The sequence below is a fragment of the Nioella sp. genome (assembly GCF_965215655.1).
Classification (GTDB): Bacteria; Pseudomonadota; Alphaproteobacteria; order Rhodobacterales; family Rhodobacteraceae; genus Nioella.
The window spans coordinates 2,154,216-2,179,114 of record NZ_OZ244111.1; the positions used below are offsets into that span (position 1 = coordinate 2,154,216).

The 24,899-nt window shown below is 63.2% G+C and carries 21 protein-coding genes and 1 pseudogene; 15 read left to right on the forward strand and 7 right to left on the reverse strand.

Annotation, left to right across the window (positions count from 1 at the left end; translation table 11 throughout):
• The first annotated feature begins 2 nt into the window (after nt 1–2).
• On the forward strand, nt 3–3,212 hold the full coding sequence (locus ACOOEX_RS10720) for a translocation/assembly module TamB domain-containing protein (protein ID WP_420394829.1): 3,210 nt from the start codon (nt 3–5) through the stop codon (nt 3,210–3,212).
• Nucleotides 3,213–3,323: 111 nt separating this feature from the next.
• On the opposite strand, the gene ACOOEX_RS10725 is transcribed toward ACOOEX_RS10720, so the two are convergent.
• The 3 genes from ACOOEX_RS10725 to ACOOEX_RS10735 form a co-directional block, all read right to left on the reverse strand.
• A complete protein-coding gene (locus ACOOEX_RS10725; RefSeq protein ID WP_420394830.1) occupies nt 3,324–3,662 on the reverse strand; it encodes a RidA family protein in 339 nt (112 codons plus the stop codon).
• Nucleotides 3,663–3,758: 96 nt separating this feature from the next.
• Nucleotides 3,759–4,856, reverse strand: a complete 1,098-nt coding sequence (locus tag ACOOEX_RS10730) for an NAD(P)/FAD-dependent oxidoreductase (RefSeq protein ID WP_420394831.1) — start codon at nt 4,854–4,856, stop codon at nt 3,759–3,761.
• Nucleotides 4,857–4,911: 55 nt separating this feature from the next.
• The gene (locus tag ACOOEX_RS10735) at nt 4,912–8,313 is read right to left on the reverse strand and encodes an indolepyruvate ferredoxin oxidoreductase family protein (RefSeq protein ID WP_420394832.1); all 3,402 of its coding nucleotides are present in this window, start codon (nt 8,311–8,313) and stop codon (nt 4,912–4,914) included.
• 122 nt (nt 8,314–8,435) lie between these two features.
• Here ACOOEX_RS10735 and ACOOEX_RS10740 point away from each other — a divergent pair, with 122 nt between their 5' ends.
• The 4 genes from ACOOEX_RS10740 (at nt 8,436) to ACOOEX_RS10755 (ending at nt 10,750) form a co-directional block, all read left to right on the forward strand.
• A complete protein-coding gene (locus tag ACOOEX_RS10740) occupies nt 8,436–8,879 on the forward strand; it encodes an Lrp/AsnC family transcriptional regulator (protein ID WP_420394833.1) in 444 nt (147 codons plus the stop codon).
• 467 nt (nt 8,880–9,346) lie between these two features.
• Nucleotides 9,347–9,787 (forward strand): hypothetical protein, encoded by a 441-nt coding sequence (locus tag ACOOEX_RS10745; RefSeq protein ID WP_420394834.1) that lies wholly within the window; start codon nt 9,347–9,349, stop codon nt 9,785–9,787.
• A gap of 98 nt (nt 9,788–9,885) precedes the next feature.
• Nucleotides 9,886–10,275, forward strand: coding sequence for a curli-like amyloid fiber formation chaperone CsgH (gene csgH / locus ACOOEX_RS10750; protein ID WP_420394835.1), 390 nt, complete (start codon nt 9,886–9,888; stop codon nt 10,273–10,275).
• A 79-nt stretch (nt 10,276–10,354) separates the two neighbouring features.
• Nucleotides 10,355–10,750, forward strand: coding sequence for a hypothetical protein (locus ACOOEX_RS10755; protein ID WP_420394836.1), 396 nt, complete (start codon nt 10,355–10,357; stop codon nt 10,748–10,750).
• Between the two features lie 147 nt (nt 10,751–10,897).
• Here ACOOEX_RS10755 and ACOOEX_RS10760 read toward each other — a convergent pair whose 3' ends face one another.
• Nucleotides 10,898–13,399, reverse strand: a complete 2,502-nt coding sequence (locus ACOOEX_RS10760; protein ID WP_420394837.1) for an ATP-binding protein — start codon at nt 13,397–13,399, stop codon at nt 10,898–10,900.
• A gap of 434 nt (nt 13,400–13,833) precedes the next feature.
• On the opposite strand from ACOOEX_RS10760, the gene galE reads away from it, so the two are divergent.
• Nucleotides 13,834–14,814, forward strand: coding sequence for a UDP-glucose 4-epimerase GalE (gene galE, locus ACOOEX_RS10765; protein WP_420394838.1), 981 nt, complete (start codon nt 13,834–13,836; stop codon nt 14,812–14,814).
• Here the strand turns inward: galE and ACOOEX_RS10770 are convergent.
• From ACOOEX_RS10770 to ACOOEX_RS10780, 3 genes and pseudogenes are all read right to left on the reverse strand, one after another.
• The gene (locus ACOOEX_RS10770; protein WP_420394839.1) at nt 14,811–15,263 is read right to left on the reverse strand and encodes an oxidoreductase; all 453 of its coding nucleotides are present in this window, start codon (nt 15,261–15,263) and stop codon (nt 14,811–14,813) included. The genes galE and ACOOEX_RS10770 overlap by 4 nt on opposite strands.
• Nucleotides 15,264–15,479: 216 nt before the next feature.
• A pseudogene (locus ACOOEX_RS10775) lies at nt 15,480–16,007 on the reverse strand (transposase); the annotation flags it as partial.
• Between the two features lie 79 nt (nt 16,008–16,086).
• Nucleotides 16,087–16,980 (reverse strand): LysR family transcriptional regulator, encoded by an 894-nt coding sequence (locus tag ACOOEX_RS10780; protein ID WP_420394840.1) that lies wholly within the window; start codon nt 16,978–16,980, stop codon nt 16,087–16,089.
• A gap of 195 nt (nt 16,981–17,175) precedes the next feature.
• On the opposite strand from ACOOEX_RS10780, the gene ACOOEX_RS10785 reads away from it, so the two are divergent.
• From ACOOEX_RS10785 to ACOOEX_RS10825, 9 genes are all read left to right on the forward strand, one after another.
• Nucleotides 17,176–18,069 carry an NAD(P)-binding domain-containing protein gene (locus ACOOEX_RS10785; protein ID WP_420394841.1) on the forward strand — a complete coding sequence of 298 codons (894 nt, stop codon included), beginning with the start codon at nt 17,176–17,178 and terminating at the stop codon, nt 18,067–18,069.
• Nucleotides 18,070–18,305: 236 nt separating this feature from the next.
• Nucleotides 18,306–18,485, forward strand: a complete 180-nt coding sequence (locus ACOOEX_RS10790; RefSeq protein WP_420394842.1) for a hypothetical protein — start codon at nt 18,306–18,308, stop codon at nt 18,483–18,485.
• 27 nt (nt 18,486–18,512) lie between these two features.
• Entirely contained in the window at nt 18,513–19,661 is a 1,149-nt protein-coding gene (locus ACOOEX_RS10795; RefSeq protein WP_420394843.1) for a TRAP transporter substrate-binding protein, read from the forward strand.
• A gap of 122 nt (nt 19,662–19,783) precedes the next feature.
• Entirely contained in the window at nt 19,784–20,518 is a 735-nt protein-coding gene (locus ACOOEX_RS10800; RefSeq protein WP_420394844.1) for a succinate dehydrogenase/fumarate reductase iron-sulfur subunit, read from the forward strand.
• 1 nt (nt 20,519) lies between these two features.
• Nucleotides 20,520–20,855 carry a succinate dehydrogenase gene (locus ACOOEX_RS10805; protein ID WP_420394845.1) on the forward strand — a complete coding sequence of 112 codons (336 nt, stop codon included), beginning with the start codon at nt 20,520–20,522 and terminating at the stop codon, nt 20,853–20,855.
• Nucleotides 20,852–21,190 carry a succinate dehydrogenase, cytochrome b556 subunit gene (locus tag ACOOEX_RS10810; protein ID WP_420394846.1) on the forward strand — a complete coding sequence of 113 codons (339 nt, stop codon included), beginning with the start codon at nt 20,852–20,854 and terminating at the stop codon, nt 21,188–21,190. Before ACOOEX_RS10805 ends, ACOOEX_RS10810 begins: the two co-directional genes overlap by 4 nt.
• 12 nt (nt 21,191–21,202) lie before the next feature.
• Nucleotides 21,203–22,957, forward strand: a complete 1,755-nt coding sequence (locus tag ACOOEX_RS10815; protein WP_420398362.1) for an L-aspartate oxidase — start codon at nt 21,203–21,205, stop codon at nt 22,955–22,957.
• Nucleotides 22,957–23,916: a fumarate hydratase gene (locus ACOOEX_RS10820; protein WP_420394847.1), complete on the forward strand. Its 960-nt coding sequence runs from the start codon at nt 22,957–22,959 to the stop codon at nt 23,914–23,916. Before ACOOEX_RS10815 ends, ACOOEX_RS10820 begins: the two co-directional genes overlap by 1 nt.
• The gene (locus ACOOEX_RS10825) at nt 23,913–24,581 is read left to right on the forward strand and encodes a fumarate hydratase C-terminal domain-containing protein (RefSeq protein ID WP_420394848.1); all 669 of its coding nucleotides are present in this window, start codon (nt 23,913–23,915) and stop codon (nt 24,579–24,581) included. The genes ACOOEX_RS10820 and ACOOEX_RS10825 overlap by 4 nt, the downstream gene beginning before the upstream one ends.
• Nucleotides 24,582–24,899 lie beyond the last annotated feature (318 nt).

Below are 24,899 nucleotides of genomic sequence, written 5' to 3' on the forward strand. Positions count from 1 at the left end.
CGATGCTCATATCGCTGGCGCTGCTGATCGCCTTGCCGCTCCATGCGCAAGAGGATGACCGCGGGCGGCTGGTACAGCTGATCGAGGGGGCGCTGTCCGATGGCAATGCCCGTCAGGTGCGAATCGAAGGCTTTCAGGGCGCGCTCAGCTCCACCGCAACTCTGGATTTGCTGACGATATCGGATGCCGATGGCGTCTGGCTGACCATCGAAGATGCAGAGCTGACCTGGACCCGCTCGGCCCTGCTGCGGGGCGCGTTGGAAGTGGATCGCCTTGCCGCCGCGCGCATCGTGCTGGACCGTCTGCCCACGGGCGAGCCCGACCCCGCCGCACCGGAAGCAACGCCATTCGAACTGCCGGACCTGCCGGTGTCCATTGCCCTCGGGGCGCTGGCCATTGACAGGATAGAGCTTGGCGCATCGCTTCTGGGATTTCCCGTCACCGCAACCCTTGCAGGCTCGGCCAGCCTTGCCGAAGGCACCGGCGCGGCGGAGCTGACGCTTGCCCGGCTGGACGGACCAGAGGGGCGCTTTGCCCTTCGGGCGGGCTTTCAGAACCAGACCCGGCAACTGGACCTGTCGCTAGAGCTGATGGAAGACCCCGGAGGCATCGCGGTCACGCTTCTGGGCATCCCCGACGCCCCCTCGGTCGCGATGGACATTGCCGGGACCGGGCCGCTGGACGATCTGACGATTGACCTGACCCTGGCAACCGACGATGAACCACGGGTCAGCGGAACGCTGATATCCACACGGTCAGAGGACGGAACCGCACAGATCACTGCCGCGCTGACCGGTGATTTGGCGAATCTGGTGCTGCCGGAATATCAGGCCTTTTTTGGATCGCGCACGGGGCTGGAGGCGGTTCTGACCCGGCCCGCTGCGGGCGGCACCGTGCTGGAACGCTTTGCCCTGACCAGCCATTCGCTGTCGCTGGAAGGCTCTGGCGCACTCGCCGCCGACAACACGCCCCTGCGGTTTCAGGTGACGGGTCTGATCTCGGATGCCAGCGGCGGCCCCGTGCGCCTGCCGATCGCCGGTCCGCCCGTCACCCTGACCGGGGCAAACCTGACGCTCGGCTATGACCGCGCGGCCGGTAATGGCTGGACCGGCGCGGCCGCGATTTCCGACCTGCGCGCCGGTGACATCAGCGTTGACCGCGCCGACCTGACCCTGTCTGGCAGCATCACCCCGCCAGATTCGGGGGCCTTTGCCGTCACCGCCGATCTGCTGGCCGCGTTGGAGGGGCTGTCCCATTCAGAGCCCGATCTGCAAGCCGCCATGGGCCGCACCGCGCGCCTGTCCCTGCGCGCCGACTGGCAGACGGGAGAGCCGCTGGACCTGACCCGGATCGCCATGACCGGCGACACCGCCACGCTGCTCGGGGCGGCCCGGTTCCGCACCGGGGAGAGCGCCCTTCTGGCTGAACTGGACCTGCGCGCAGCCCTGCCCGATCTGTCTGCCTTCGCGGGGCTTGCGGGGCAGGAACTGGCGGGGTCCGCCCGCATGACACTGCTCGCAGAGGCAGACCTGTTATCCGGTGCATTTGACGCAACCGCCGATCTGACCGCACAGGATTTGCGCGCGGGCGACGCGATACCGCCTGCCCTGATCGCAGGGGAAACCCGGATCGAAACCGCCCTGCGCCGCGATGGTGAGGGGCTGCATCTGGACCGGTTCGAACTGACCGGATCGGCCCTGTCCGCCAGTGCAGAGGGACGGCTCTCATCGGGCAGCAGCACGCTGTCGGCCACCGCACGGCTGGCCAATGCGGGGCTGCTGACCTCGGCCATTTCCGGCCCCGTGGACGCCAGCCTGACCCTGACGCGCGCCAATGGCACGAGGCCCTGGACCCTGTCAGGCGAGGCCAGCGGCCAAGGCGGGCTGGCAAGTGACGTGACCGGCCGGATCGGCCTGCCCGGCGGCGCGGTGGACCTTGCCCTTTCGGGCAGCCTGCCGCTGGCGCTGGCCGATCAATTCATCACCCCGCGTTCCGTGCGCGGCACCGCGCGGTTCGACCTGACGGTCGACGGCCCCCCGTCGCTCTCCTCTCTTGCTGGCACCCTGTCCACCGGTGGCGCGCGGGTGTCCCTGCCCTCTCTCGGCATGGTGCTGGAGGGGCTGGACCTGACCGCCAGCATCGCCGGAAGCCGGTTGAACCTGTCGGGCAGCAGCGGCATTCAGCCGGGCGGACGGATGACATTCGACGGGGGGCTGGACCTGACGGCCTCCGGCCTTCCCGGACGGGTCGAGATGACCCTGTCCGCCGTTCAGGTGACCGAGGAAGACCTGTTCCAGACCACGATCGACACGGCCACGATCACCGTCGATGGCGCCTTGGCGGCGGGGGCCCATGTCTCTGGCCAGATCACCCTGGGAGAGACCAATGTTCTGCTGGACGATCTCAGCTTCGGCGCATCCGAACCGATCCCCGAGATCGCCCATATCGGCGCGTCCGGCGCGCAATATGCCACCCGCGACCGGGCCGGGCTGATCGCTTCGGGCAATGGCGGCAGCAGCGCGCCGGTGTCGCTGGACCTGACCATCAACGCCCCCGCACGGATCTTCCTGCGCGGGTCTGGCCTGGACGCGGAGCTTGGCGGCAGCATCCACCTTGGCGGCACCAGCGCCACCGTCGCGCCATCGGGCCAGTTCGAGCTGATCCGCGGACGGTTGTCCTTCCTTGGCCAGCGCTTCGATATCTCCGAGGCGACGGCCAGCCTCCAGGGCGGTTTCGACCCCTACCTCCGTGTGGTCGCAGGCACCCAGACCGGTGAGATCACGGCACTGATCACCATCGAAGGTCCGGCCTCGGCCCCTGAACTGACCATTAGCTCCGTCCCCGATCTGCCGCAGGACGAAATCCTTGCCCGGCTCTTCTTTGGCCGCAGCGCGACCAGCCTGTCGCCCGTACAGGCGCTGCAATTGGTCGATGCGGTGTCCGGGGTGGCGGGCGGTCAGGGGATCATCGGGGGCTTGCGTGACAGCCTCGGCGTGGACGATCTCGACCTGTCGACCGATTCCGAGGGCAATGCCAGCCTGCGCGTTGGGCGCTATATCTCGGACAATCTCTATACCGATGCAGAGATCGGCGCGAATGGCGAGGCCGAGATATCCCTGAACCTCGATCTCACCCCGAACATCACGGCACGCGGCGCCTTTGCCACCGATGGCGACAGCAGCATCGGCGTGTTCTTCGAGCGCGATTACTGAGATCTGGAATGCGACTGGCAAGGGGGCGGTGGAAACGGGCCTTCGAAGACCCGTCACAAGGCGCTTCGAAGCGCCTTTTCGCCCGATCAGAGCAGGAGGTCGTACAGCGCTTCAGCAGGCCGCGACGACGATGACTTCCACCAGGTATTTCGGCGCCGCAAGCTTGGCCTCGCCACAGGCGCGCACCGGGGCGTGACCCTCTGGAACCCAGGCATCCCAGACCGCGTTCATCTCGGCGAAATCGGCCATATCCGCCAGCCAGATGATGGCTTGCAGCATCTTGTCGGTGCCGGACCCTGCCTCGGCCAGCAGCCGCTCCACCTGCGCCAGGCAATCGCGGGTCTGGTCGGCCACCGTGGCACCCTCGCCGACCTGACCGGCCAGATAGACGGTGCCGTTATGCTTGACGAACTGGCTCATGCGGGTGCCGGTTTCGAAACGTTCGATCATGGGGAATGTCCTTGATGATGGGTGTTGGCGCCGCCACCATGGCGGGCCGACACGTTCTGCCTGCATAGCCATGCCCCAGACGCGCGACAAGCAGCGCTAGCGTGAAAAGCGATCCTCGGAGAACGCGGCAAGATCCGGCGCGCCGCGCTTGCCTTCCAACCAGTCCGGCAGGCGCAGCGCATGGGCCGCGGCGAGGGTAATGCCGCTGTGGCAGGTGACCAGAAAAGCACCCGGCATTGCGGCACTTTCCTGATAGATCGGCAACCCGTCCGGTGTCATGACCCGAAGTGCAGCCCAGGACCGCACAATCTGGGCCCCTGCCAGCGCCGGGACCGTCTCGACCGCCCGCGCCGCCAGTCGGGCCATGGCCGGTTGCGTCGAATGATCGTCAAAGCCGACCTCCTCGTTCGTGGCCCCGATCTGGACCCCGCCCTCCTCTACCTGCCGCAGATCGACCGTGGGACGGTTTAGCAGTTTCGGAACTTTCTCGGTGATCAGGATCTGCCCCCGCTGTGGTCGGACGGGGGCCCGAAACCCCAGCATCGGCCCAAGCACTGCGGCCCCGAGCCCCGCTGCCAGCACGATCTTGCCCGCCTCCACCGTTTCGCCATCGGCGCAGGTCATGCGGAACCCGTCGGGCCGGTCCACCGCAACCACCTGCCTGCCGGTCAGCACCCGCCCGCCAAGGCGACGGAAATCACCTGCCAGCGCGCGCAGCAGCAGCAGCGGGCTTGTATGGCCATCCTCGCCATGCAGGATCGCGCCAACGGCCCTGGGGCCGATCGCGGGTTCTTCACGGCGCAGCGCATTGCCCCCCAGAATCTCATAGGGGTAGTCGCCGCCAAGCCGCGCCTTCAGACCCTCATAGGCGGCAGCGGTCCGGGCCATTTCGGCTTCATCGAAAAACACCTCGTAACCGCCATCCTGCCTGAGCCAGAGATCGCGCCCCGTGCCCTCGCCCAACTCTGACGCGAAGGCGGCCCACAGCGCCGCGGAGCCTCTCGTCCACTCTGCATAGCGCGGCGCATGCATGCCCTTGCCCTGAACCCAGATCAGCCCGAAATTGCCCCGGCTGGCGCGGAAATCCCCGTCGCTGCCGTCCAGCACGACCACCCGAAAGCCGCGCCGTTGCAACCCCCAGGCCACGGTCAACCCGACGACCCCGCCGCCGATGATCGCATAATCCGCCTGCATTCCGCGCCCCTTCTCCTGCCCCCCCATGAGCGTCAGGCAGGCAGGCGAAGTCAAGTCAGCGCAGGCCCTCGGGCATCCCGGCGCGCACTTGACGGGCTGCGTCCTCTCGCACCGGGCCATAGCCGCGGATTTCCATCGGGGCGGACAGCAAATCAAGCGCCGTCTCGGGGTCATGGTGATCTTCCACATGCGTCAGGACGCGTTCGAACCACGTAAGCAAATCCCTGTCCAGGCGCCGATCCGCACTGAAGCGGAATGGATCGGCCCAGGTGCCCCGCACCCGTCGCAGCTTGGCCAGACCTTTGAGCACCGGCCGCACCCAGGGACCGAACGCGCGCTTGACGGGGCGTCCCCGATCATCCCGGCGAAACGACAGGATTGGCGGCGCAAGATGATGGACAACGCGGAAATCGCCCTCGAACTGCTCAGCCAGTTCCTCATCGAAACCGGCCTGGGTAAAGAGCCGGGCGACCTCGTATTCATCCTTGATCGCCATCAGCTTGAACAGCGATTTCGCAGCCGCAACGACAAGCTCCTCTCCGGCTTCCGGCACAGACTTGCGAAATGCGGCGATCCGGTCGGTGAAGCGGCGGGCATAGGCGGCGTTCTGATAGGCACTGAGAAAGTCGGCGCGGGTGGCAATCATCTCGTCCAATGTCTCGGCTTGCGGCTTCGCGCCACCCAGATACGGTTCCAGCACCTCTGGCCGCGCCGCCATCACCCGCCCCAGATCAAAGGCCATGGCGTTCCTGTCGACCGCCACGCCGTTGAGCAGAATGGCCTGTTTCAAAGCAAGCTCACTGACTGGCACCAGCCCTCGCTGATAGGCCGCGCCAAGCAGCATGATATTGGCGAAGACACTGTCCCCCATCAGCTTTTCCGCCACCTGATTGGCGTCGAAGGCCATCACATCCGCGCCCACTGTGGCCCGGATCAGCGCCTCGCGCTCGGCTATCTTCAATTGCGCGTCGCGGTGCAGCACCAGATCACCGGTTGGCATCTCGGCCCGGTTCAGCACCACGCGTGTGCCCTGCCGGTAGTGGACAGACGCCTTGGGTGACGAACACACAACCGCATCACAGCCGATGACGGTATCCGCCGATCCGCGTTCAATGCGCATCTGGTTTATGGTTTCGGGGCCGGCCCCGATCCGCACATAGCCCAGAACCGTGCCGAATTTCTGCGCGAAGCCGGTGAAGTCCAGCACGCTGGCGCCCTTGCCCTCCAGATGGGCGGCCATGGTGATCAGAGCGCCTACGGTCACAACGCCGGTGCCGCCAACACCCGCGACCAGCAGATCGAAGGGGTGGGACAGGTCGGGCGCGTCTGGCACCGGAAGCCCGGCCTTCAGCGCCTCAAGGTCCAGCGCCACCGGCGCGGGTTTGCGCCGCGCACCGCCTTCCACCGTTACAAAGCTGGGGCAGAAGCCATTGAGGCAGGAAAAATCCTTGTTGCAGCTGGACAGGTTCACCTTGCGCTTGCGCCCGAAGACGGTCTCGCGCGGCTCGATCGACAGGCAGTTCGACTCAACCGAACAATCGCCGCAGCCCTCACACACAAGCGGGTTGATATAGGCAAAGCGCTTGGGGTCCTCCGCCTTGCCCCGCTTGCGGCGGCGGCGCTTTTCGGTCGCACAGGTCTGTTCATATAGAAGAACCGAGACGCCTTTCACCTCCCGCAACTCCCGCTGCACCGGCATCAGATCCGCCCGGTCATGGAAACTGGTGCCCGGGGGGAAGTCGCCGCGCCGGAACTTGCCGATATCGTCCGACACCACCGCGATCCGCTCCACCCCTTCGGCCCGGCAGGCCTGAGCCACCGCGGCAGGGCTGACGGGGCCGTCCACCGGCTGGCCGCCAGTCATTGCCACGGCGTCATTATAGAGGATCTTGTAGGTGATGTTCGCCCCCGCCGCGACCGCCTGCCGGATGGCGAGAGACCCGGAATGAAACCATGTCCCCTCGCCCAGATTCTGGAACCGGTGTCCGCCACCGGTAAAACGGGACGCGACCGACCACGGCACCCCCTCGCCGCCCATCTGCGCATAACCGAGCGTATTGCGGTCCATCCAACCCGCCATGACATGACACCCAATACCGGAATTGGCGACACTGCCCGCTGGCAGCTTGGTCGATGTATTGTGCGGGCAACCGGAACAGAAGTAGGGCGTCCGCGTTGCGCCCGGAACGCTCAGAACCGGGGCCGGAGTCTCCGTCAGGGCGCGGGCCTTCTCGGGCAGGTTCTCATCCGGGAAGAACGGGTGCAGGCGTTCGGCCACCACGGGCACCAGCAACAATGGGCTCAGCTCGCCCGTCCAGGGGATCAGCGGGTCGCCCGCTGCCCGGTGCTTGCCCACCATGCGCTGCGGCTTGTGACCGGGCCAGTCATAGAAATATTCCTTGAACTGGCTCTCGATGATGCCGCGCTTTTCCTCGACAACCAGCACCTCTTCCTTGTCGGACACGAAGGCCAGCGCATCGCGGCGCGCCAGCGGCCAGACCATGCCGACCTTGTAGATGTCGATGCCGAGCCGGCGGCAAGCGGTCTCATTCAGCCCGAGCAGCCGCAGCGCCTCCATCAGGTCTAGATGCCCCTTGCCGGTGGTTACAATGCCGTAGCGCGCATCGGGGATGTCGTAGATCCGCCGGTCAATCGGGTTGGCCTCCACGAAGGCCTCGACCGCATCCAGCTTGGCCCCGATCCGGGTCTCAATTTCCGGACTCGGCATGTCGGAGGCGCGCACATGCAGGCCACCCGGCGGCGGTGTGAAATCGGGCTGGACGAATACGCGCTCTGCCGGGATGTCAACCGACTGGCCCGCCTCAACCGTTTCCGAGATCGCCTTGAACCCGACCCATGTGCCGGAAAACCGTGACAGGGCAAGGCCATAAGCCCCGAAACTTAGATATTCCCCGATGCTGGCAGGGTTCAGGGTCGGCATGAACCAGGCCATGAACGCCACATCCGACTGATGCGGCATGGAGGAGGACACACAACCATGATCATCCCCCGCCACCACCAGCACGCCGCCCTTGGGGGCAGAGCCATAGGCATTGCCATGCTTCAGCGCGTCGCCCGACCGGTCCACCCCCGGCCCCTTGCCGTACCACATGGAAAACACGCCCTCGACCTCGCAATTCGGATCGAGCGAGGCCTGTTGCGCGCCCAGGACCGCCGTCGCGCCAAGGTCTTCATTGACGGCAGGCAGAAAGTCGATCCGGTTTTCGGCAAGCCGCACCTTCTGCCGCCACATCTCCTGATCCAGCCCGCCAAGCGGCGATCCGCGATAGCCCGAGACGAACCCGGCGGTCTTCAGCCCCGCCGCCCGGTCCCGCCGCGCCTGATCCAGCATCACCCGAACCAGCGCCTGCGTCCCGGTCAGGAATACGCGGCCCTCGGTCCGGGCATAGCGGTCATCCAGGCGATAGGTGTCGAAATGCGGGGGCTGTGCGGTCATTCTGGGCTCCTGTCCTCTTGCGGCAGGATATCCCGAGCAGAGCGGCCAGATTGACCAAATTCATTGAGTATTCTTACAATACTTGAAAAAAAATCCAAATAGAAGCAACAGAAGAGAATACCATGTCAGAACTGGACGGGATCGACGAACAGATTCTCAGCGCCCTGCAAAAGGACAGTCGCATGTCGAATGCCGATCTGGCCGCGAAGGTGGGACTGTCTGCCTCGTCCTGCTGGCGACGGGTGCGGGCATTGGAAGAAGCGGGTGTGATCGAAGGATACGGGGTACGCATCAATGATGCGAAGCGCGGGTTCGGGTTCAAGGCCATCGTCCATGTGCAACTGACCCGCCACGACCCGGAACAGCTGACCGCCTTCATCCGCGCCGTGAAGCACCGCGACGAGGTGCGCGCCTGCCATGCCACGACCGGTCAGGCGGATTATCACCTGCACATCGCCTGTGCCGATATCGACGCCTATAACCGCTTCCTCGAACAATTCCTGTTCCGCATCCCGGCGGTGGCCTCCGCCCAGACCAATGTGATTCTTCGATCCGTGAAGGGATGAGTCCGGGGAATCACCCGACATCCGATCGAAGGTCACACACGAATCCCCGTACAACGCGCGCCCTGTAAGCGTCATTTTCACACGTATTTGGATGTTATTGGGGTTTGGGGTTTGGATCGGGGTGTTATCGACTTTTGACACGTTCGGGGGTTGCGCCTTTGGGCGCGGGGGTGGCCCGTGTGGGTCGGAGTCGTGGAGTTGGGTTTAGGATGCTGATTTTGTTCATATATTCAGATCGTGTTATCCGATAACATGACCATATGAGTTCGTGTTATTCGATGACGAACTCACTGTTATCGCCTTTCCCGTCGCCGATATTGCCTGACCGCCGGGGTTCGGGCCAAGTGTTGGTCATCGGCAAACGCAACACCGCAGACGCCGCCCACCAACACCACGAACCGCGACACCCGCATCATCACATTCACCCTCGTCCCAAGCGACACCATCAACCCAAAAGGACTTTTCAAATGACCATCGCATCCACCCTGAAGACCGCCGCTCTCGCCCTCGCCATCGCCCTGCCCGTCGCAGGGGCAGCCGCTGCCGGTGGCTCTTATGTCAACGTTCAGCAGTATGGCTACGGCAACGCCGCCGGTGGCGCTCAGACCGGCTGGTACAATGACATGACCATCTACCAGGACGGCGCATGGAACACCGCCATCGCCACCCAGGACGGCCACTGGAACCAGACCGTGATCGGCCAGCAGGGCTGGGACAACTCCGCCTCCTCCTCGACCTACGGCTCCGGCAACGTCACCGGCGTGGCCCAGATCGGCGCAGGCAACAGCGCAGACACCACCCAGTGGGGCAACGGCAACGCCGTCGGCGTGATCCAGGTCGGCAACGGCAACTCCGCCTCCTCCACGCAGGTCGGCCATGGCAACGTCGCGGTGATCGTCCAGAACTGATCCCGACCGGCCCGCGGGGGGCTCTCTCCCTCGCTTCCCCCCCGCGGGCCTCCCATTCCCGGCCATCCCCACAGGCCATCAACCCAAGGACCAGACCCATGACCCTCCCCCTTTCCCCTCGCCGGTTCCTTCCCGCGGCCCTGATCCTGGCCGGGGCGGGTCTCGCCGCAGCCTGCACCACCGCCTCGGTCGCGCAGGAAACCGCCGCCCCCTTCGCCTGCCAGATCTCGGTCGAGGAGACCGGCCGCAGCGCCGCCTTCCGCGGGCTTGTGCAGGCCAATGAGAGCCTCTCGGGCAGCTACAGCTTCTCGCTTGCCGGCCGCGGCACCAATATCCGCCAGGGCGGCGCCTTCACCGCCCGCGCCGGAGAAACCGTGACCCTCGGCCAGTCGATGCTGTCAGGCGATGCCGCCGATTACGACGCCAGCCTGAGCCTGACCGTGAACGGCGAGACCTATCGCTGCCGCGCCGTCGAGACCGAGCTTTGAGCCCCGGAAAAGATTGAACCTCCTCATTAGTGTAAACGACACACATTCAGAACACACATAGACCCAAAGGACTAAACCCATGATCCGCAAGACCCTCACCGCCGCCGCCCTCGCCCTCACCACCCTCGCTGCCCCCATGGCCATGGCCGGAGGCACCATCTCCTTCGAGGTGAACCCCTCGAACGCCGATGAAGCCAACGCCATCCGCTTCGGCCTCGCCCTCTACCAGATCGCCAATGGCGCAGACCCCGCCCATGTCTACCAGAACGGAAACGGCAACGGCGCAGGCATCGGCCAGTCCGGCGGCGGCAACACCGGCGTCATCCACCAGGAAGGCAACGGCCACCACGGAACCCTCGCCCAGAACGGCTGCGACAGCTACGGCATCTTCCAGTTCGGTAACGGCGCAAACGCAAACGTCGCACAGGGCAACGGATGCCAGACAGGACTCCTCTTCCAGTTCGGGCTCGACTGAGCCCGAAAAGAGGTTCGATCGGGCCGGGGTTTTTCCTGGACCCAGCCCCGCGACCGGTCAACACCCGCGCCCTCCGGCCATAACGGAGGGCGCGGTTTTTCCTGTGCCAGGGGGACGCGTGCCGGTGGTCAGCCTGCCGCAGGAAGTTCAGCCCGCCTGCCCTTCGCGCCGAAACAGGTCCCTTGCCTCGGCCAGCAGTTCGGCTAGCGCGTCGGCCTCCCCCTCTTCGCCCTCCAGTTCCGCCACCGCCAGTTCCAGCGTCACGAACGCCTCCTGAAGCGCCGCCAGACCGGACACGGCCGCCAGACCGGCCGCCATATGGGCACGGTCGGCCAGTTCGTGGAATGCGCGCCCCTCCCCGATCACCGTCTCCATGTGGGAAAGGTGTTCTGCGATCTCCGATGCCGCGCGCTGTGCAAGCTCGGCGGAGAGTGCCGGTTCGACGCCTGTGTCTGGAATATCCACCCGTCGCGAACAATGCTGCTCGACACTGTCGACAAGGGATTTTCGGGTAAGTGGCTTGATCAGTACGCCCGTCATGCCCGCCTGGTGGAAGCGCTCGATATCCTTGGGCAGCGCATGGGCCGTCAGGGCGATGATCGGGGTCAGGCTGTTCGGCCCGGAGGTCTCGCGGATCTGCCGGGTGGCCGATATCCCGTCAATGCGCGGCATGCTGATATCCATCAGGATCAAGTCGAACCCCCGCTGTCCGGCCAGCCTTTGCGCTTCTGCGCCATCGCTGGCCTGGACCGTTTCGCATCCGATCCCTGTCAGCATCTCCACCGCAACGGCCCGGTTGATCTCGTTATCCTCGACAATCAGAACCGTCAGGCCGGACGTCGAGGGGCCCGAACCGGCCTTAGGGCCATCTGACGCAGCCCCGTCCTGGTCGAGGGCGATGGCGTCACCCGTCGGCAGGGGCACCCGAAACCAAAATTCCGAGCCCGAACCGGGCTGGCTGACGACTCCGATCTCGCCGCCCATGGCCATGACCAGCCGGCGGGCAATGCCAAGCCCCAGTCCGGTGCCCTCGACCTCGCGGGCGTAGCGGGTGTCGAGGGTGACGAAATCGTCGAACACGCGTGCCTGGTCCTCGGCGGCGATGCCGATGCCGGTATCTGCCACGCGGAATTCGACATCGGTGCCGCCGGGGTCGCGCATGGCAGACAGGGTGATCTGCCCGTCGCGGGTGAACTTGATCGCATTCGCCACCAGATTGACGATCACCTGCATAAGCCTGGTCCTGTCGCCGATCACAGGCCCCAGATCGTCGCCGGTCGATACGAGCAGCCGGTTGCCCTTGGCCTCTGCCTCGACTGCCTGACTGTTCACGACATCCATCAAAAGCTCAACCGGATCAAAGAGTTCAGGCCGCAGAACCGTCTTGCCGGCATCATCGCGCGAGATGTCGAGCACGCTGTTGACATGATGCAGAAGCAACTGGCCAGAGCGGCTCATCATGTCGACAAATCCTTTCTGACGCCCGGTCAGATCGGTGCCCGACAGCAGTTCCAGCCCGCCCAGAATGCCGCCGAGCGGCGTGCGCATCTCATGGCTCATGACGGCCAGAAACTCCGCCTTTGCCTCTTCGCCCGCCAGCGCCTTGTCACGGGCCTCCACCAGTTCCCGCTCGGCATGCTGGCGATCCGAGATGTCGCGGATGAAGGAAACGAAGATTTCCCCCTCGGTGCTCTCAGCGGTATCGATGGACAGTTCGACGGGAAAGATCCGCCCCGACTTGTCCTTGGCCTCCAGTTGGACAAGACCTTTGCCCAGGATCCGTCTGCGCCCGGTGCTGAGATGTTCGTCCATGGCCGCCCGATGCGCTTGCTGAAGGTGATCGGGGATGATCAGATCGGCCATGCGGGCGCCAAGCGCCTCTTCTCGGGCATAGCCGAAGATCCGCTCTGCCGCCGGGTTGCAATCAAGGACGCGCCCGTCGCGGCCTACCACCAGAACCCCGTCGATGGATGTGCCCACGATCGTGCGCTGACGGCTTTGCGCAAGCGCGATTTCCGCCGTTCTGCGCTGCCCCAAACGCAGCGACCAGACCAGGGCAAAGACGGTGGTCGACAGGACCAGAATCAGGACAACGATCAGAACCGCAAGATCGAGCAGCGCATTGGCGACCCGCTCTCGCTGCTGCCCTGCCAGTCTGGCGAAGACGCGGACGGATTCCAGCGTGACGAATCTCAGATCGTTTCGAAGATCGGCGATCTGTTCCTCAAGATCATCCAATCCCGCGCGCAGCTCCGCATCCGGCCCGTCGATCAACGGCAGAGCGTTGTCGAGAACCATGATGGCATGTTCCAGGGTTTCGGCGACCTCCGGCTCCTCGCGGACGCGTTCGAGCTGTTGCGATCTTTGCAGAACCCGGATGCGGGAATAGAACACATCAAAGCGACGGCGCACTTCCCTGAGAGCGGCCTGCGAGTTGTCGTGCATTGCGGTCAGGACGGCGGTTTCCAGCGTCAGTAACTCGACCTCGGTCTGCGCAATGCTCCACTGGGTGCTGTCGGCATTCGCGGTCGCCAGCGCGTCAATCTCTCGCCGCGCATCGGCGCTGAGAAACCAGATCCCGACAACACAGGCCCCGATGACCGCAAGGACGATCGTCGGCACGAAAAACCGTCGCTTGTCTCTATGCATCGCCTTTGCCCCTGCTCAATCACCGTCTTCCCGAGACGGCCAAGTCCATCATACCTTCCCGCCCATGTCACGGCATAGAGCATACGGATAGGAGACGCCGCCAAGACAGGCGGCAGACCCGCATATCGCCTGCGCCACAAGGCCTGCCCGTTTTTTGGGAGGGATGCCCGATGTGCGGTCGGCACACTAGCCCCGCCCCTACCCCGGTGCCTGTGGTCATTTTTATCGGTCAGCGGCGTTCTTGAGGGTAGACCACTGGCCTTTCAGGCCGTACCAAACCACGAACCCAGAACTTTAGACCCGTTTTCCGAACGAAGGACCGGCGCGCAGCCGGAACGACAGGACAAGTCAGGCGGGACCGCCGGGGAATCGGCCTGCAACGCGCCGGCAAAGGTGGCAATTCGCGACATACAACCGATTTTATGGATAACAGTATGAACGTACTAATAACAGGTGGGGCCGGCTACATTGGCGCCCATGCCTGCAAAGCCCTGAAGGCCGCCGGATACAGCCCCATCACCTTCGACAACCTGTCCACCGGCTGGCGCGATGCGGTGCGCTTCGGACCGTTCGAAGAAGGCGACCTGCTGGACCGTGCCCGGCTGGACGAGGTCTTTGCGACCCACCAACCCGTTGCCGTCATGCATTTCGCGGCGCTCAGCCAGGTCGGCGAGTCCATGCAGGACCCCGGACGCTACTGGCGCGAAAACGTGATGGGCGCGCTGAACCTGATCGAAGCAACCGTGGCGGCGGGCTGCCGTCACTTTGTCTTTTCCTCGACCTGCGCGACCTATGGCGATCAGGATCAGGTCACGCTGACCGAGGACACGCCGCAACAACCGATCAACGCCTATGGCGGCTCGAAACTGGCGATCGAGGGGATGCTGCGCGACTTTTCCGCCCGCCATAATCTGGAAACGGTGATCTTCCGCTATTTCAACGTGGCCGGCGCAGACCCGGAGGCAGAGGTCGGCGAGTTCCACCAACCGGAAACACACCTGATCCCGCTGATGCTGGACGCGATTGACGGCAAGCGCCCGGCGCTCACGATTTTCGGCACCGACTACGACACACCCGACGGCACCTGCATTCGCGACTATGTGCATGTGATGGATCTTGTGGATGCGCATGTTCTGGGCCTGAAATGGCTTCAGGCCGACAAGGGGTCTCGAGTGTTCAACCTTGGCACCGGGTCGGGCTTTTCCGTGCGCGAGGTCGTCGATGCCAGCCGGGCCGTCACCAATCGCGATGTACCGATAAGCATCGGCGAACGACGCCCCGGAGATTGCACCAAGCTGGTGTCCGGCAGTGCCCGCGCCATCGAGGATCTTGGCTGGAGCCCCGAGCGATCCACCCTGAACCGGATGATCGCGGATGCGTGGCGCTGGCATCAGGGCAAGGGCTATTCCCGTTAGGGCGCGATCACGACAATGCGTTCCAGCTGCCAGATGCTGCGCGCATAGATGATCTCGGACTGATAGTCGGAATTGTGGTCATAGGGATAGACCAGCCAGAGCGGCCCATTATCGCGGAGCGTCATCGCTTCCCCGTTGCGCAGGAAGGCGATGATCGGCCCATCCTCGACCGCGTCGGACAATGGAACCTCGACGGCATAGTCGTTCGCGGCGATGGCATGCAAGGCCAGCTCTTCGTTCAGCCCAAGCGCCGCGGCGAAGGCATTCAGGGGCGTCCCGGTGAATTCCTGGATGCCATCGGTCCAGATCGTGGTTGTCTGAAAGCTGGCAATGCCGATCTCTTCAAGATCCGTGCGGGTCAGGTCGTGCGAGATGCCCGGGCCCGTGACGCTGAGCAGGATGTCCTCGGCCGTATCGGCCCGCGATTGCGCTCCGCTTGCCAAAATCATAAGACCGCACAGCAACGGAAGGAGCCACTGAACTAGGCTAAGCGGATGGAATGCAACGGGCATCGTGATCTCCGTCTCTGGGCTGTCTTTCCGATCTCGGACAATATACTCTTACCTTTCGATAATTCGAAAGAGAGCCGATTGCACCTGTTCAATTGGATAATGTCCTATCCATAAGAATACTCCGAACGCCACATTGACGACGACCGGATCGCGCAGATCGTCCGTCAGCTTGCGGTAGCCGTAGACCTTGCCGCTGTCGGCCCAGGCCTGCCGGATCAGCTCCGTCTGACGCGCATCCTCCTGCGCTCGGTGGCTTAACGGCTCCTTAAGCCATGCAGAGAAGCCGGAGAAATGAACCCGCAGCACCCGGCACATGGCCCGGACGCCGAACTCCTCGCGATGCGCCCGAATGAAGGCGTACTTCATTGAGACTCGCGCGCGAAGTACGCCGTTGCGTTCGTCGGGGAAACGCCCCACCGGGGCCTTTCCTGATCCTTCCTACTTTAGAATGTCGCGCTCCTCGGTCACCCTGGTCAGCTCGCGCTTCAGGCGCCGGTTCCCGGCTTCATGATCCACGCCGGGATTCTTCGGCACAGGATCGCCGAACAGCTTCATCCACTTGTAAAGGGAATGCGTGCTCACGCCCAAACGCCGAGATACCTCCCGAACCGGATACCCGCGCACCGTGATCTGATGCACCGCATCGCGCTTGAACTCGTCGCTGTAATTGCTTGTCCCCATGTCGGCCTCCTTGCCTCAAAATTAGGGGGCAAAGCGTCTACAAATATAGGGGCACCGACTGTCCCCAGTGGTAACCTGACTAGCTCACATTCCCCGGAGGTGGAAACACGCCGATTGAAACGGCATGGGAAATCGCCTTTCCGATTTCCTGCAAGACCTGGCTTTTCGTGCTGTCTTTTCGTTGAACCAGACCAAGGTGCCGATAGAGTTCGCCAGACTTGGATAATGGGATGCGGCGGAGTGACGGATGGACCTGAACCTTGACGCATGGTTCTGGAACGATCGACACGCCCAATCCTGCCTGGACCATGCTGTAGATCGCCTCCAACCCACCCAGTTCCATGGAATCATCTACGACTACGCCAGAATCCTGCAGCCAGTTTTCGATCAGCGACCCCACGACGGCTTCGCGGGTGAAGCGGATGAACGGATTGTTTTTAAGAATTACGATTGGATCACTGCCATCCACCTGGCTAGAACAAATCAAAACCAGCTCTTCCTTGGAAACAGGATGCCACAAGAGGTCTTTTGGCAGCACTGCCGGCTTCGACACCAGTGCGCCATCAAGGGCATTGCGCTCAACCTGGTGCATCAAAGGAATCGTCAGGCCGGGAGTGAGTCGCACATGGAGTTGGGGCAGCTGCGCTTTTAAGACAGCCATCATGAAGGGGACCAGCCCAGTCAGCGAGGTGGGCACTGAGCCGAGGCCAAATTCCCCCCGCAAACCGTTGTCGCCCAGAACAGATGGCACCATGTCGTCATAGGCCTGCACGACGGTCCGCGCCTTTGCAACCAAGGCCCGACCAATAGGCGTGAGTTTCGGGCTGCGGGTCGAGCGATCGAATATTGTGACCCTCCATTCCTCTTCCAGAGCGCGCATCTGCTGACTCACGGCAGCATGTGTCACGTAAACGGCGTCGGCAGCAGCACTAAACGTTCCTTTGTCCGCCACTGCGATTAGGGTTCTGAGCATCCGAATGGATATGGCGACCTCCAGCTTTCATCGAGTTTGGCGATCATGGACGACGCTCAGTAGCTTTCCAGAGCGTTGGGCCGTTCATCGATTTGTGTAAGACAAGTCTACAGGAAAGTAAATTATTACTAACTTTCTGTTTGCAGAGGTTACGATTAGGGTCTTCCTCAACACCGAAGCAGAAGGAACGATCAGATGGCCAATATCGGTTTCATTGGGCTTGGACGCATGGGGCTTTCAATGACCCGCAATCTGGTTGAGTCTGGTCATGATGTCTGGGCGTTCGATGTCTTTCCTGCTGCTATGGACAAGGCCGCGGGTCATGGATGTCACTCCTGTTCCACTGCGACCGAGGCCGCAACCGGTCGTGAATTTGTCGTTACGATGTTACCTAACGGACCCGATGTGGAGGACACCCTCTTCGGAGCCAACGGCGTGGCGGCTGCAATGGATAGCGCCACGGTGTTCATAGATATGAGCACAATTGCTCCAAGTATGACCGATAGCCTTGCTAGTCGGCTTTCGTCGCTCGGGATTCGCATGATTGATGCGCCCGTCGGCGGCACCTCTGAATATGCAGAGAAGGGAGAGTTACTCATTCTGGCCGGTGGCACCGCAGAAGATGTTGCGACGGCTGCACCGTTGTTTTCTGCAATGGGGCGAGAGACGCTTCACTGTGGTGGCAACGGAACTGGTACGCGCACGAAGATAATTAATAATTACATGTCCACTGCCTTAAACGCGCTGACAGCGGAAACATTGGCTTTCGCGGAAACGGCTGGGCTCGACCTGATGCTCACTGCACGGATCATGGCCGGCACCGCAGCGGGCAAGGGCTTCTTGTCCGGAGCGTATGATCGCAAGGTCTTCAGCGGAGACATCTCCCCGGAGTTCGCCCTTGGCCTTGCGTCCAAGGACCTCAACCTCGCCCTGGCGTATGGTGCTGACTTGGATGTTCCCTTGGGCGTAGGAGCCGCCGCCGCCCAGCTCTATTCAGTCTCTCGTTCGCATGGGTTAGCCGGAAACGACTGGTCGGCAATTCTGCACACGATGCGCCAGATGTCGCGGCCAGCTAAGGACGAGTCGTGAGAGGGTCAAGCCAGAGTCCGAGAATAGCAATTGCGGGTTACATAGAAAGTTCCATTGTGCTGAGCAAGCAGCGCGAAAAACAGCTAGAACTACATAGCTCCAACCGCTTTTTGTAAGCATTGCTTTCTGTAAAGTTAAACAATTTATGTTTTTCGTTAGTCATTCTACAATATAAGCTTCCCCCTAGTACAGCTGGAGTCAGCCACTTGGCCCACCAGCCGAGTTCGGGAGGAACCATGGTCTTCGCAATTTCAGCAGTCTTGTTTCTGATCTTCCTCGCCAATGTCGTGCTTGGCGCCTTCGCTGACGCCGCGTTCATGGGCGATGTGGCTGAAATGATCGTCCTCTTCCTGACATCCATCACGTTCGTGTCCGGCATTCTGAAGGCAGAGGCCCGGCGCAACGCTGACGAATAAGACCGCGAAACTAAGGGAGGAAGCGGAATGGACTTCAAAGACAAGCAGGAGCTGAAATCGGCCGAACGGCGGAATTTCCTCAAGCTGGCAGGGACCGGTGGCTTTACCGCTGCCATGGTTGCCGGGGCAGGGGGCGTTCTGTGGTCCGATCAGGCCGTCGCACAAACCGCGCAGGAGGAGCGTGAGCGTGAGGACGCGGCTGACCACATCATGACGCTGGCCACCGCCTATGTGCTTGGTGCATCCCGCAGCTACCCGATCATGCAGCTGGACCTGAAGGAAAACATCCAGAACTTGACCAACGGCAAGGTCTATGTGCGTCTCGCGCCAGGCGGTCAGCTTGGCGCCGGTGGGGCGTTGGCGCAGGCGGTTCAGGGCGGCACCATCCAATGTGCGCAGCACTCGCTGTCCAACTTCGCGCCCTTCGCGCCGGCTGTTGACCTGATCAACCTGCCGTATTTCTGTGGCTCCAACCAGCGCTTCACCAACCTGGTCAACTCCGAGACCTGGAACAGCACCGTGCATCCGCGCATCGCGGAGGCGGGCTTCAAGCCGCTTTACTATGTCGTCATCGACCCGCGTGTCGTGGCCGTGCGTCAGGGCGGCGATGCGATCATCACCCCGGCTGACATGGAAGGCGTCAAGTTCCGCGTTCCGGGCTCCGCCATGTTGCAGCAGTATTACCGCATGGTTGGCGCGAACCCGACCCCGGTGGCCTGGGGCGAAACCCCGTCGGCGATCCGTCAGGGCGTGGCCGATGCGCTCGACCCGTCGGTCGGCGCGCTGCATGTCTTCGGCTTCGGTGAGATTCTCAGCCACGTGACCTTCACCCAGGCGGTGCCAGACGGGCAGGTCTTCTCGATGAACCTGGAATGGTTCAACTCCCTGCCCGCCGACGTGCAGGAAGGCATTGAGTTTGCCGGCGAGATCACGACGCAGCAGAACCTGGCGAAGGTCCCGGCGGCGCGCGCCTATGCGATGGCCGAGCTGCGCAACTTCGGAGTGGAGTTCCACTCTCTGAGCGACGACCAGCTGGCCGAATGGCAGGCCGCTGGCGGCTACCAGCGCAGCGAATGGGACGAGTTCAAGACGGAACTCGCCGGCGACATGGAAACCTTCGCGCGCCTCGAAGAGGCCGCAGGCACCATGGGCCGCTACTACGTCCACGACGCCTGACCTGCTCCTATGCCGGCGCCAACGCGGCGCCGGCGACCTCAGAGCCAAACTCTGACAACGCCGTGAACCAAAAGGCTAAATTTGATGCTAATTGTCCGATACCAGATCATCAGGGCGTCTAAATGGACGTGAAGACCAAGCTTGGCGTACTGTCTGTGTCGGTCTGGCGCGGGACGGGTGAAGGCGGATACTATCAGACCTTCGAGGTGCCCGCCGAAGACAATCAGACCATTCTTGATGTGGTCAGCTGGATTCAACAGAACGCTGATCCAACACTGTCTTATCGCTTTGCCTGCCGCGTCGGCATGTGCGGATCCTGCGCGATGATGGTCAACGGCAAGCCGCGCTGGACCTGTCGGACCCATGTCAAAAAGGTGTTGGCGGAAGACCGGGTGACAATCGCGCCCTTGCGCAACCTGCCGGTGATCAAGGACCTGGCCGCCGACATGGACCCGTTCTTCGACAAATGGATCAAGGCCGGGGGACACCATCACCCGACGGCCACCCGGCACGACCCGATGCCCGCAATTCGCCCCGACGAGCCTGCGCGCGCCGAAGCCAACACGGCGATCGAGTGCATCAACTGCTCGGTCTGCTACGCGGCCTGCGACACGGTGGCGGGCAATCCCGATTACCTCGGCCCTGCCGCGCTTCAACGGGCCTGGACCCTGTTCAACGACGCCAAGGAGGTCGACCGTCAGGCGATCCTCGATGGCGTATCGGGAAACGGCGGCTGCCATAACTGCCACAGCCAGGGCAGCTGCACGATGCATTGCCCCAACGAACTGGACCCGATGCGCGCGATTGCCGGGCTCAAGCGCGCCTCGGTGCAAACATTCTTCAAGAGGAGGGGATGAGGTGCTGGACCTGAGGCTTTACATGCTGCAGCGGTTGTCGGCGATGATGATGGCCCCGCTGGTGCTGACGCATCTTGGGGTGATGATCTACGCCATCCAAGGCGGGCTGAGCGCGGGCGAAATCCTGTCTCGGACGCAAGGTTCGCTCTTCTGGATGCTGTTCTACGGGCTCTTCGTCCTGGCTGTTTCAATCCATTCCGCGATCGGGCTGCGCGTCATCATGCACGAGGCAACGGGGCTGCGCGGTGGGGCGCTGGCGGGCGTCACCTGGGGGATTGGGCTGGCTTTTCTGGGGTTGGGCGCGCGGGCCGTGTGGGCCGTGACGGTGATGCCATGAAGGCCCATCTCGCCCATCCGCTTGGCCTGGCCTACCTGCTGCACCGCCTGTCTGGAATGGGGCTGGCGCTGTTCCTGCCCGCGCATTTCTACGTGCTGTCGCTGGCGCTGACTGATCCCGACCGGTTGGATTCGTTCCTGCACTGGGCCGAGATGCCGCTGGTGAAACTGGCCGAGTTCGGCCTCGTCTTCCTGCTGGCCGTGCATTTCTTCGGCGGGCTGCGTCTTCTTGCGCTGGAATTCCTGCCCTGGACGGGGCGGCAGAAGACGCTGGCCGCATCCGCCCTGGCCGGGGCCTTCCTGGTCTCGGGCGCCTTTCTTCTGAACGCGGTGTAAGCCATGAACCCAATGACCCAAATGGACCGCCACGACACCGATATCCTGATCCTTGGGAGCGGCGGAGCGGGGCTCTTTGCCGCGCTCCATGCGCTGCAATCGGCACCCGAAGGCACGCGGATCACGCTGGCTGTGAAGGGGCTCATCGGCAAATGCGGTTGCACACGGATGGTTCAGGGCGGCTACAACGTGGCGCTTGGCGGCGGCGACAGCGTCGAACGGCACTTCATGGATACGATCAATGGCGGCAAATGGCTGCCAAACCAGGACATGGCCTGGAAACTGTGCAAGGAAGCGGTGACGCGCATCCACGAACTTGAGAACGAGATCGGCTGCTATTTCGACCGCAACCCTGACGGCAGCGTGCACCAGAAGGCCTTCGCCGGACAGACCGCCGACCGCACCGTGCACAAGGGCGACCTGACGGGGATCGAGATCATCAGCCGCCTGATGGAGCAGGTTCTGGCACGTCCGGTTGAGAAGCTACAGGAACACCGCGCCATCGGCCTCATCCCCACCCGCGACGGCTCTGCGCTGGCGGGGGTTCTATTCATCGACATGCGCACAGGTCGCTTTCGCTTCGTGCGCGCCAAGACGGTGATGATGGGCACCGGCGGCGGGCCGACGATGTACAAGTATCACACGCCATCGGGCGACAAGACGATGGACGGGCTGGCCATGGCACTCCGCGCAGGCCTGCCTCTACGCGACATGGAAATGGTGCAGTTTCACCCCACCGGACTCTTGGCGGGCGATCACACCCGGATGACGGGCACGGTGCTGGAAGAGGGCCTGCGCGGCGCGGGCGGGCAGCTTTTGAACCATCAGGGGCAGCGCTTCATGTTCGACTATGACGCGCTTGGCGAGCGGGCCACCCGCGACGTGGTCAGCCGCGGCATCTATGCCGAGATGCGCAAGGCCAACGACCCCGACCAGGTGGGAATGTTCATTTCCATGGGCCACCTTGGCCCCGAGAACGTGCGGCGCAAGTTCGCGGGCATGGTCAAGCGCTGCGCCGATAGCGGCTTTGACCTGGCGGGCGGCAAGGTCGAGGTGGTGCCGACCGCGCATTACTTCATGGGCGGCGTCATCGTCGATGCAGACACGCGCACCGCGATGGAGGGGCTCTACGTCGCGGGCGAGGATGCGGGCGGCGCGCATGGCTCGAACCGGCTCGGCGGCAATGGGGTAGCCAATTCCACCGTCTATGGCGGCGTTGCAGGCGACGTGATGGGAGCCGACATCCGCAAGATCGGTGCGCTGCGCGATCCCGACGAAACCGTACTGGCCGCGGAGATCGCCCGCGCCTGCCGCCCCTTGGCCAAGACGCCGGGCAATGTGCAGGCGCTGCGCCACAAGCTGCAAGAGGCGATGTGGGACGACGTGGGCGTCATGCGCACCGGCCCCGGCATGGAGCGCGGCCTGCGCAAGCTGGCGGACATCCGGGCCGAACTCCTCGAAACCGGGGTGGACGGCTCGAACCTCGCCTTCAACCTGACCTGGCACGACTGGCTCAACATGGCCTCGCTGACCGATATATCCGAGGTCATCGCCAAGGCCGGCCTCGCGCGTGAAAACTCTCGCGGGGCCCATTTCCGAGAGGACTTCCCCGAACCCGGCGCGCTGGAAAGCTCGTACTTCACCGTGGCGCGCCAGTCCGGCGAGACGGTCGAGGTCGGGCGCGAGGACGTGCAGTTCACCATCGTCCGCCCCGGCGAAACCATCCTGCCCGAGGGCGAACCCGAAACGCTTGTGGGAGCGACCTGATGATCCCGATCGACCTCATTCAATCCACCGCCGAGACCTTGATGGACAAGGCTGCCATCGAGATTCCGCAGGACTACCTCGACGGGCTGAAGGCCGCCGCCGAGACCGAGGATGGCGACCTGTCGTCCTTCGTGTTGCAGGCGATGCTGGAAAATTACGAAGCCGCGAAGCAAGACCGCCGCGCCATGTGCGGCGATACCGGCACGCCGCGCTGGTATGTCAAGATGGGCAACGAAACCCGGATCGAGGGCGGCCCCATCGCGCTGGAAGCGGCACTGCGCCGCGCCACCGCCAACCGCACCACCGGGGTGCCGCTGCGGCCCAACCGGGTGCATCCGCTCTGGCGGACGGATCACAACAACAACGTGGGCATCGGTGCGCCCGAAATCGAATATGGTTACGAGCCGGGGGGCGAGTGGATCGACCTGATCACCGTGCACAAGGGCGGGCTTTTCGGCACCGATTACCGGATGCTCTTTCCCTCGGACGGTATCCAGGGGATCAAGCGCTTCTACCTCGACAGCCTGGTGGCCTTCGGCAAGCGCGGTCTCGCCTGCCAGCCCGCGATCATCGGCATCGGGCTTGGCGGCTGCAAGGATACCTGCATGGTCCTGGGAAAGCGCGCGGCCTGTCTGCGCACCGTGGGCAGCCGCAATTCCGACCCGCGCATCGCCGAGCTGGAGGAAGAATTCAAGGAGTTGGGCAATTCCATCGGCATGGGGGCCATGGGCTTTGTCGGCAAGAACATGGTGATCGACTGCAATATCGAGGTGGGCTACTGCCACACCGGCGGCATGCAGATGTCGGTCCATGCCTTCTGCCTGTCCTCGCGACGGGCCGTGGCCCGCATCTTCCCCGACGGGCGAGTGGAACATCGCACCGATCCCGACTGGTTCACCGACTACCAACGCCGCGAAACCGTTGATTGGGCGTCCGAGGCAGCGGAGGGCGTGGCATGAAACCCCGTGAGATCGTCCTCAGCACCACCCCCACACCCGAAGAGATTGCCGCGCTGCGCCTTGGCGACATCGTCTATCTCAACGGGCTGATGTATACGGCGCGCGAAGGTGTCTACATGCGCGCGCTGGAAGACAAGGCCAACATCCCGATGGAACTGCCATCGCAAAGCGCGGCCAATTTCCACTGCTCGCCCGCCGCCACCATCCGGCCCGATGGCAGTTTCGACATGGGTGCAGTCACGGCCACGGCCTCGTTCCGCTTTGCCAAGTGGCTGCCCGAATGGATGGCCAAGACCGGGGCCAAGCTCATCATCGGCAAGGGCGGCATGTCGTCGAAGGATTACAAGTCCTACTTCGTGCCCAACGGTGCGGTTTACCTTTCGACAGTGGGCTACGGCACAGGGGCGCTTCTGGGGCGCGGGGTGGACAACGTGGAAGCGGTGCACTGGCACGAGGAACTGGGGATCGCCCAGGCCATGTGGGTCATCCGGTGCAACCGTATGGGGCCATTCATCGTCGCGTCGGACCTGAACGGAAGTTGCCTTTTCGAGCGTGAGAACGAGCGGATCAAAGAAAACCTTCACAGGGTCTACGAGGGTACGAAACCGGCTGTTTTGAAACGCTTCGGTGAAACGGATGATCGCTCAGATGAGCTGATTGGATGACCGCCTGTGAGGCAGCTTGAATTACTCTTTCTAGTTGTGCTCTTGGGCAGCAACGACCTCCTGCTAGCAAAGCTGCCGCGCAGTTTGTAGTTGAATGGCCGCTTCTCTCAATCGGCAAGAAGGCTTCGTGGCCGCAGCGAATTGGTGCTGTGTCCCGCTTCTCAGGATATCGCCGTGGTTTTACCGAACGCCCGCAGTTGGTAGAAGCCGCCGTTGAGGTTGGGGCTGTAAATAGATCCTGACCCTTATGTGTGTACCCTCAATTAGGCAATTCAGGTGTCCGAAGCGCACGTTGAAGTGGTGCGCAAGGCAAGCCTC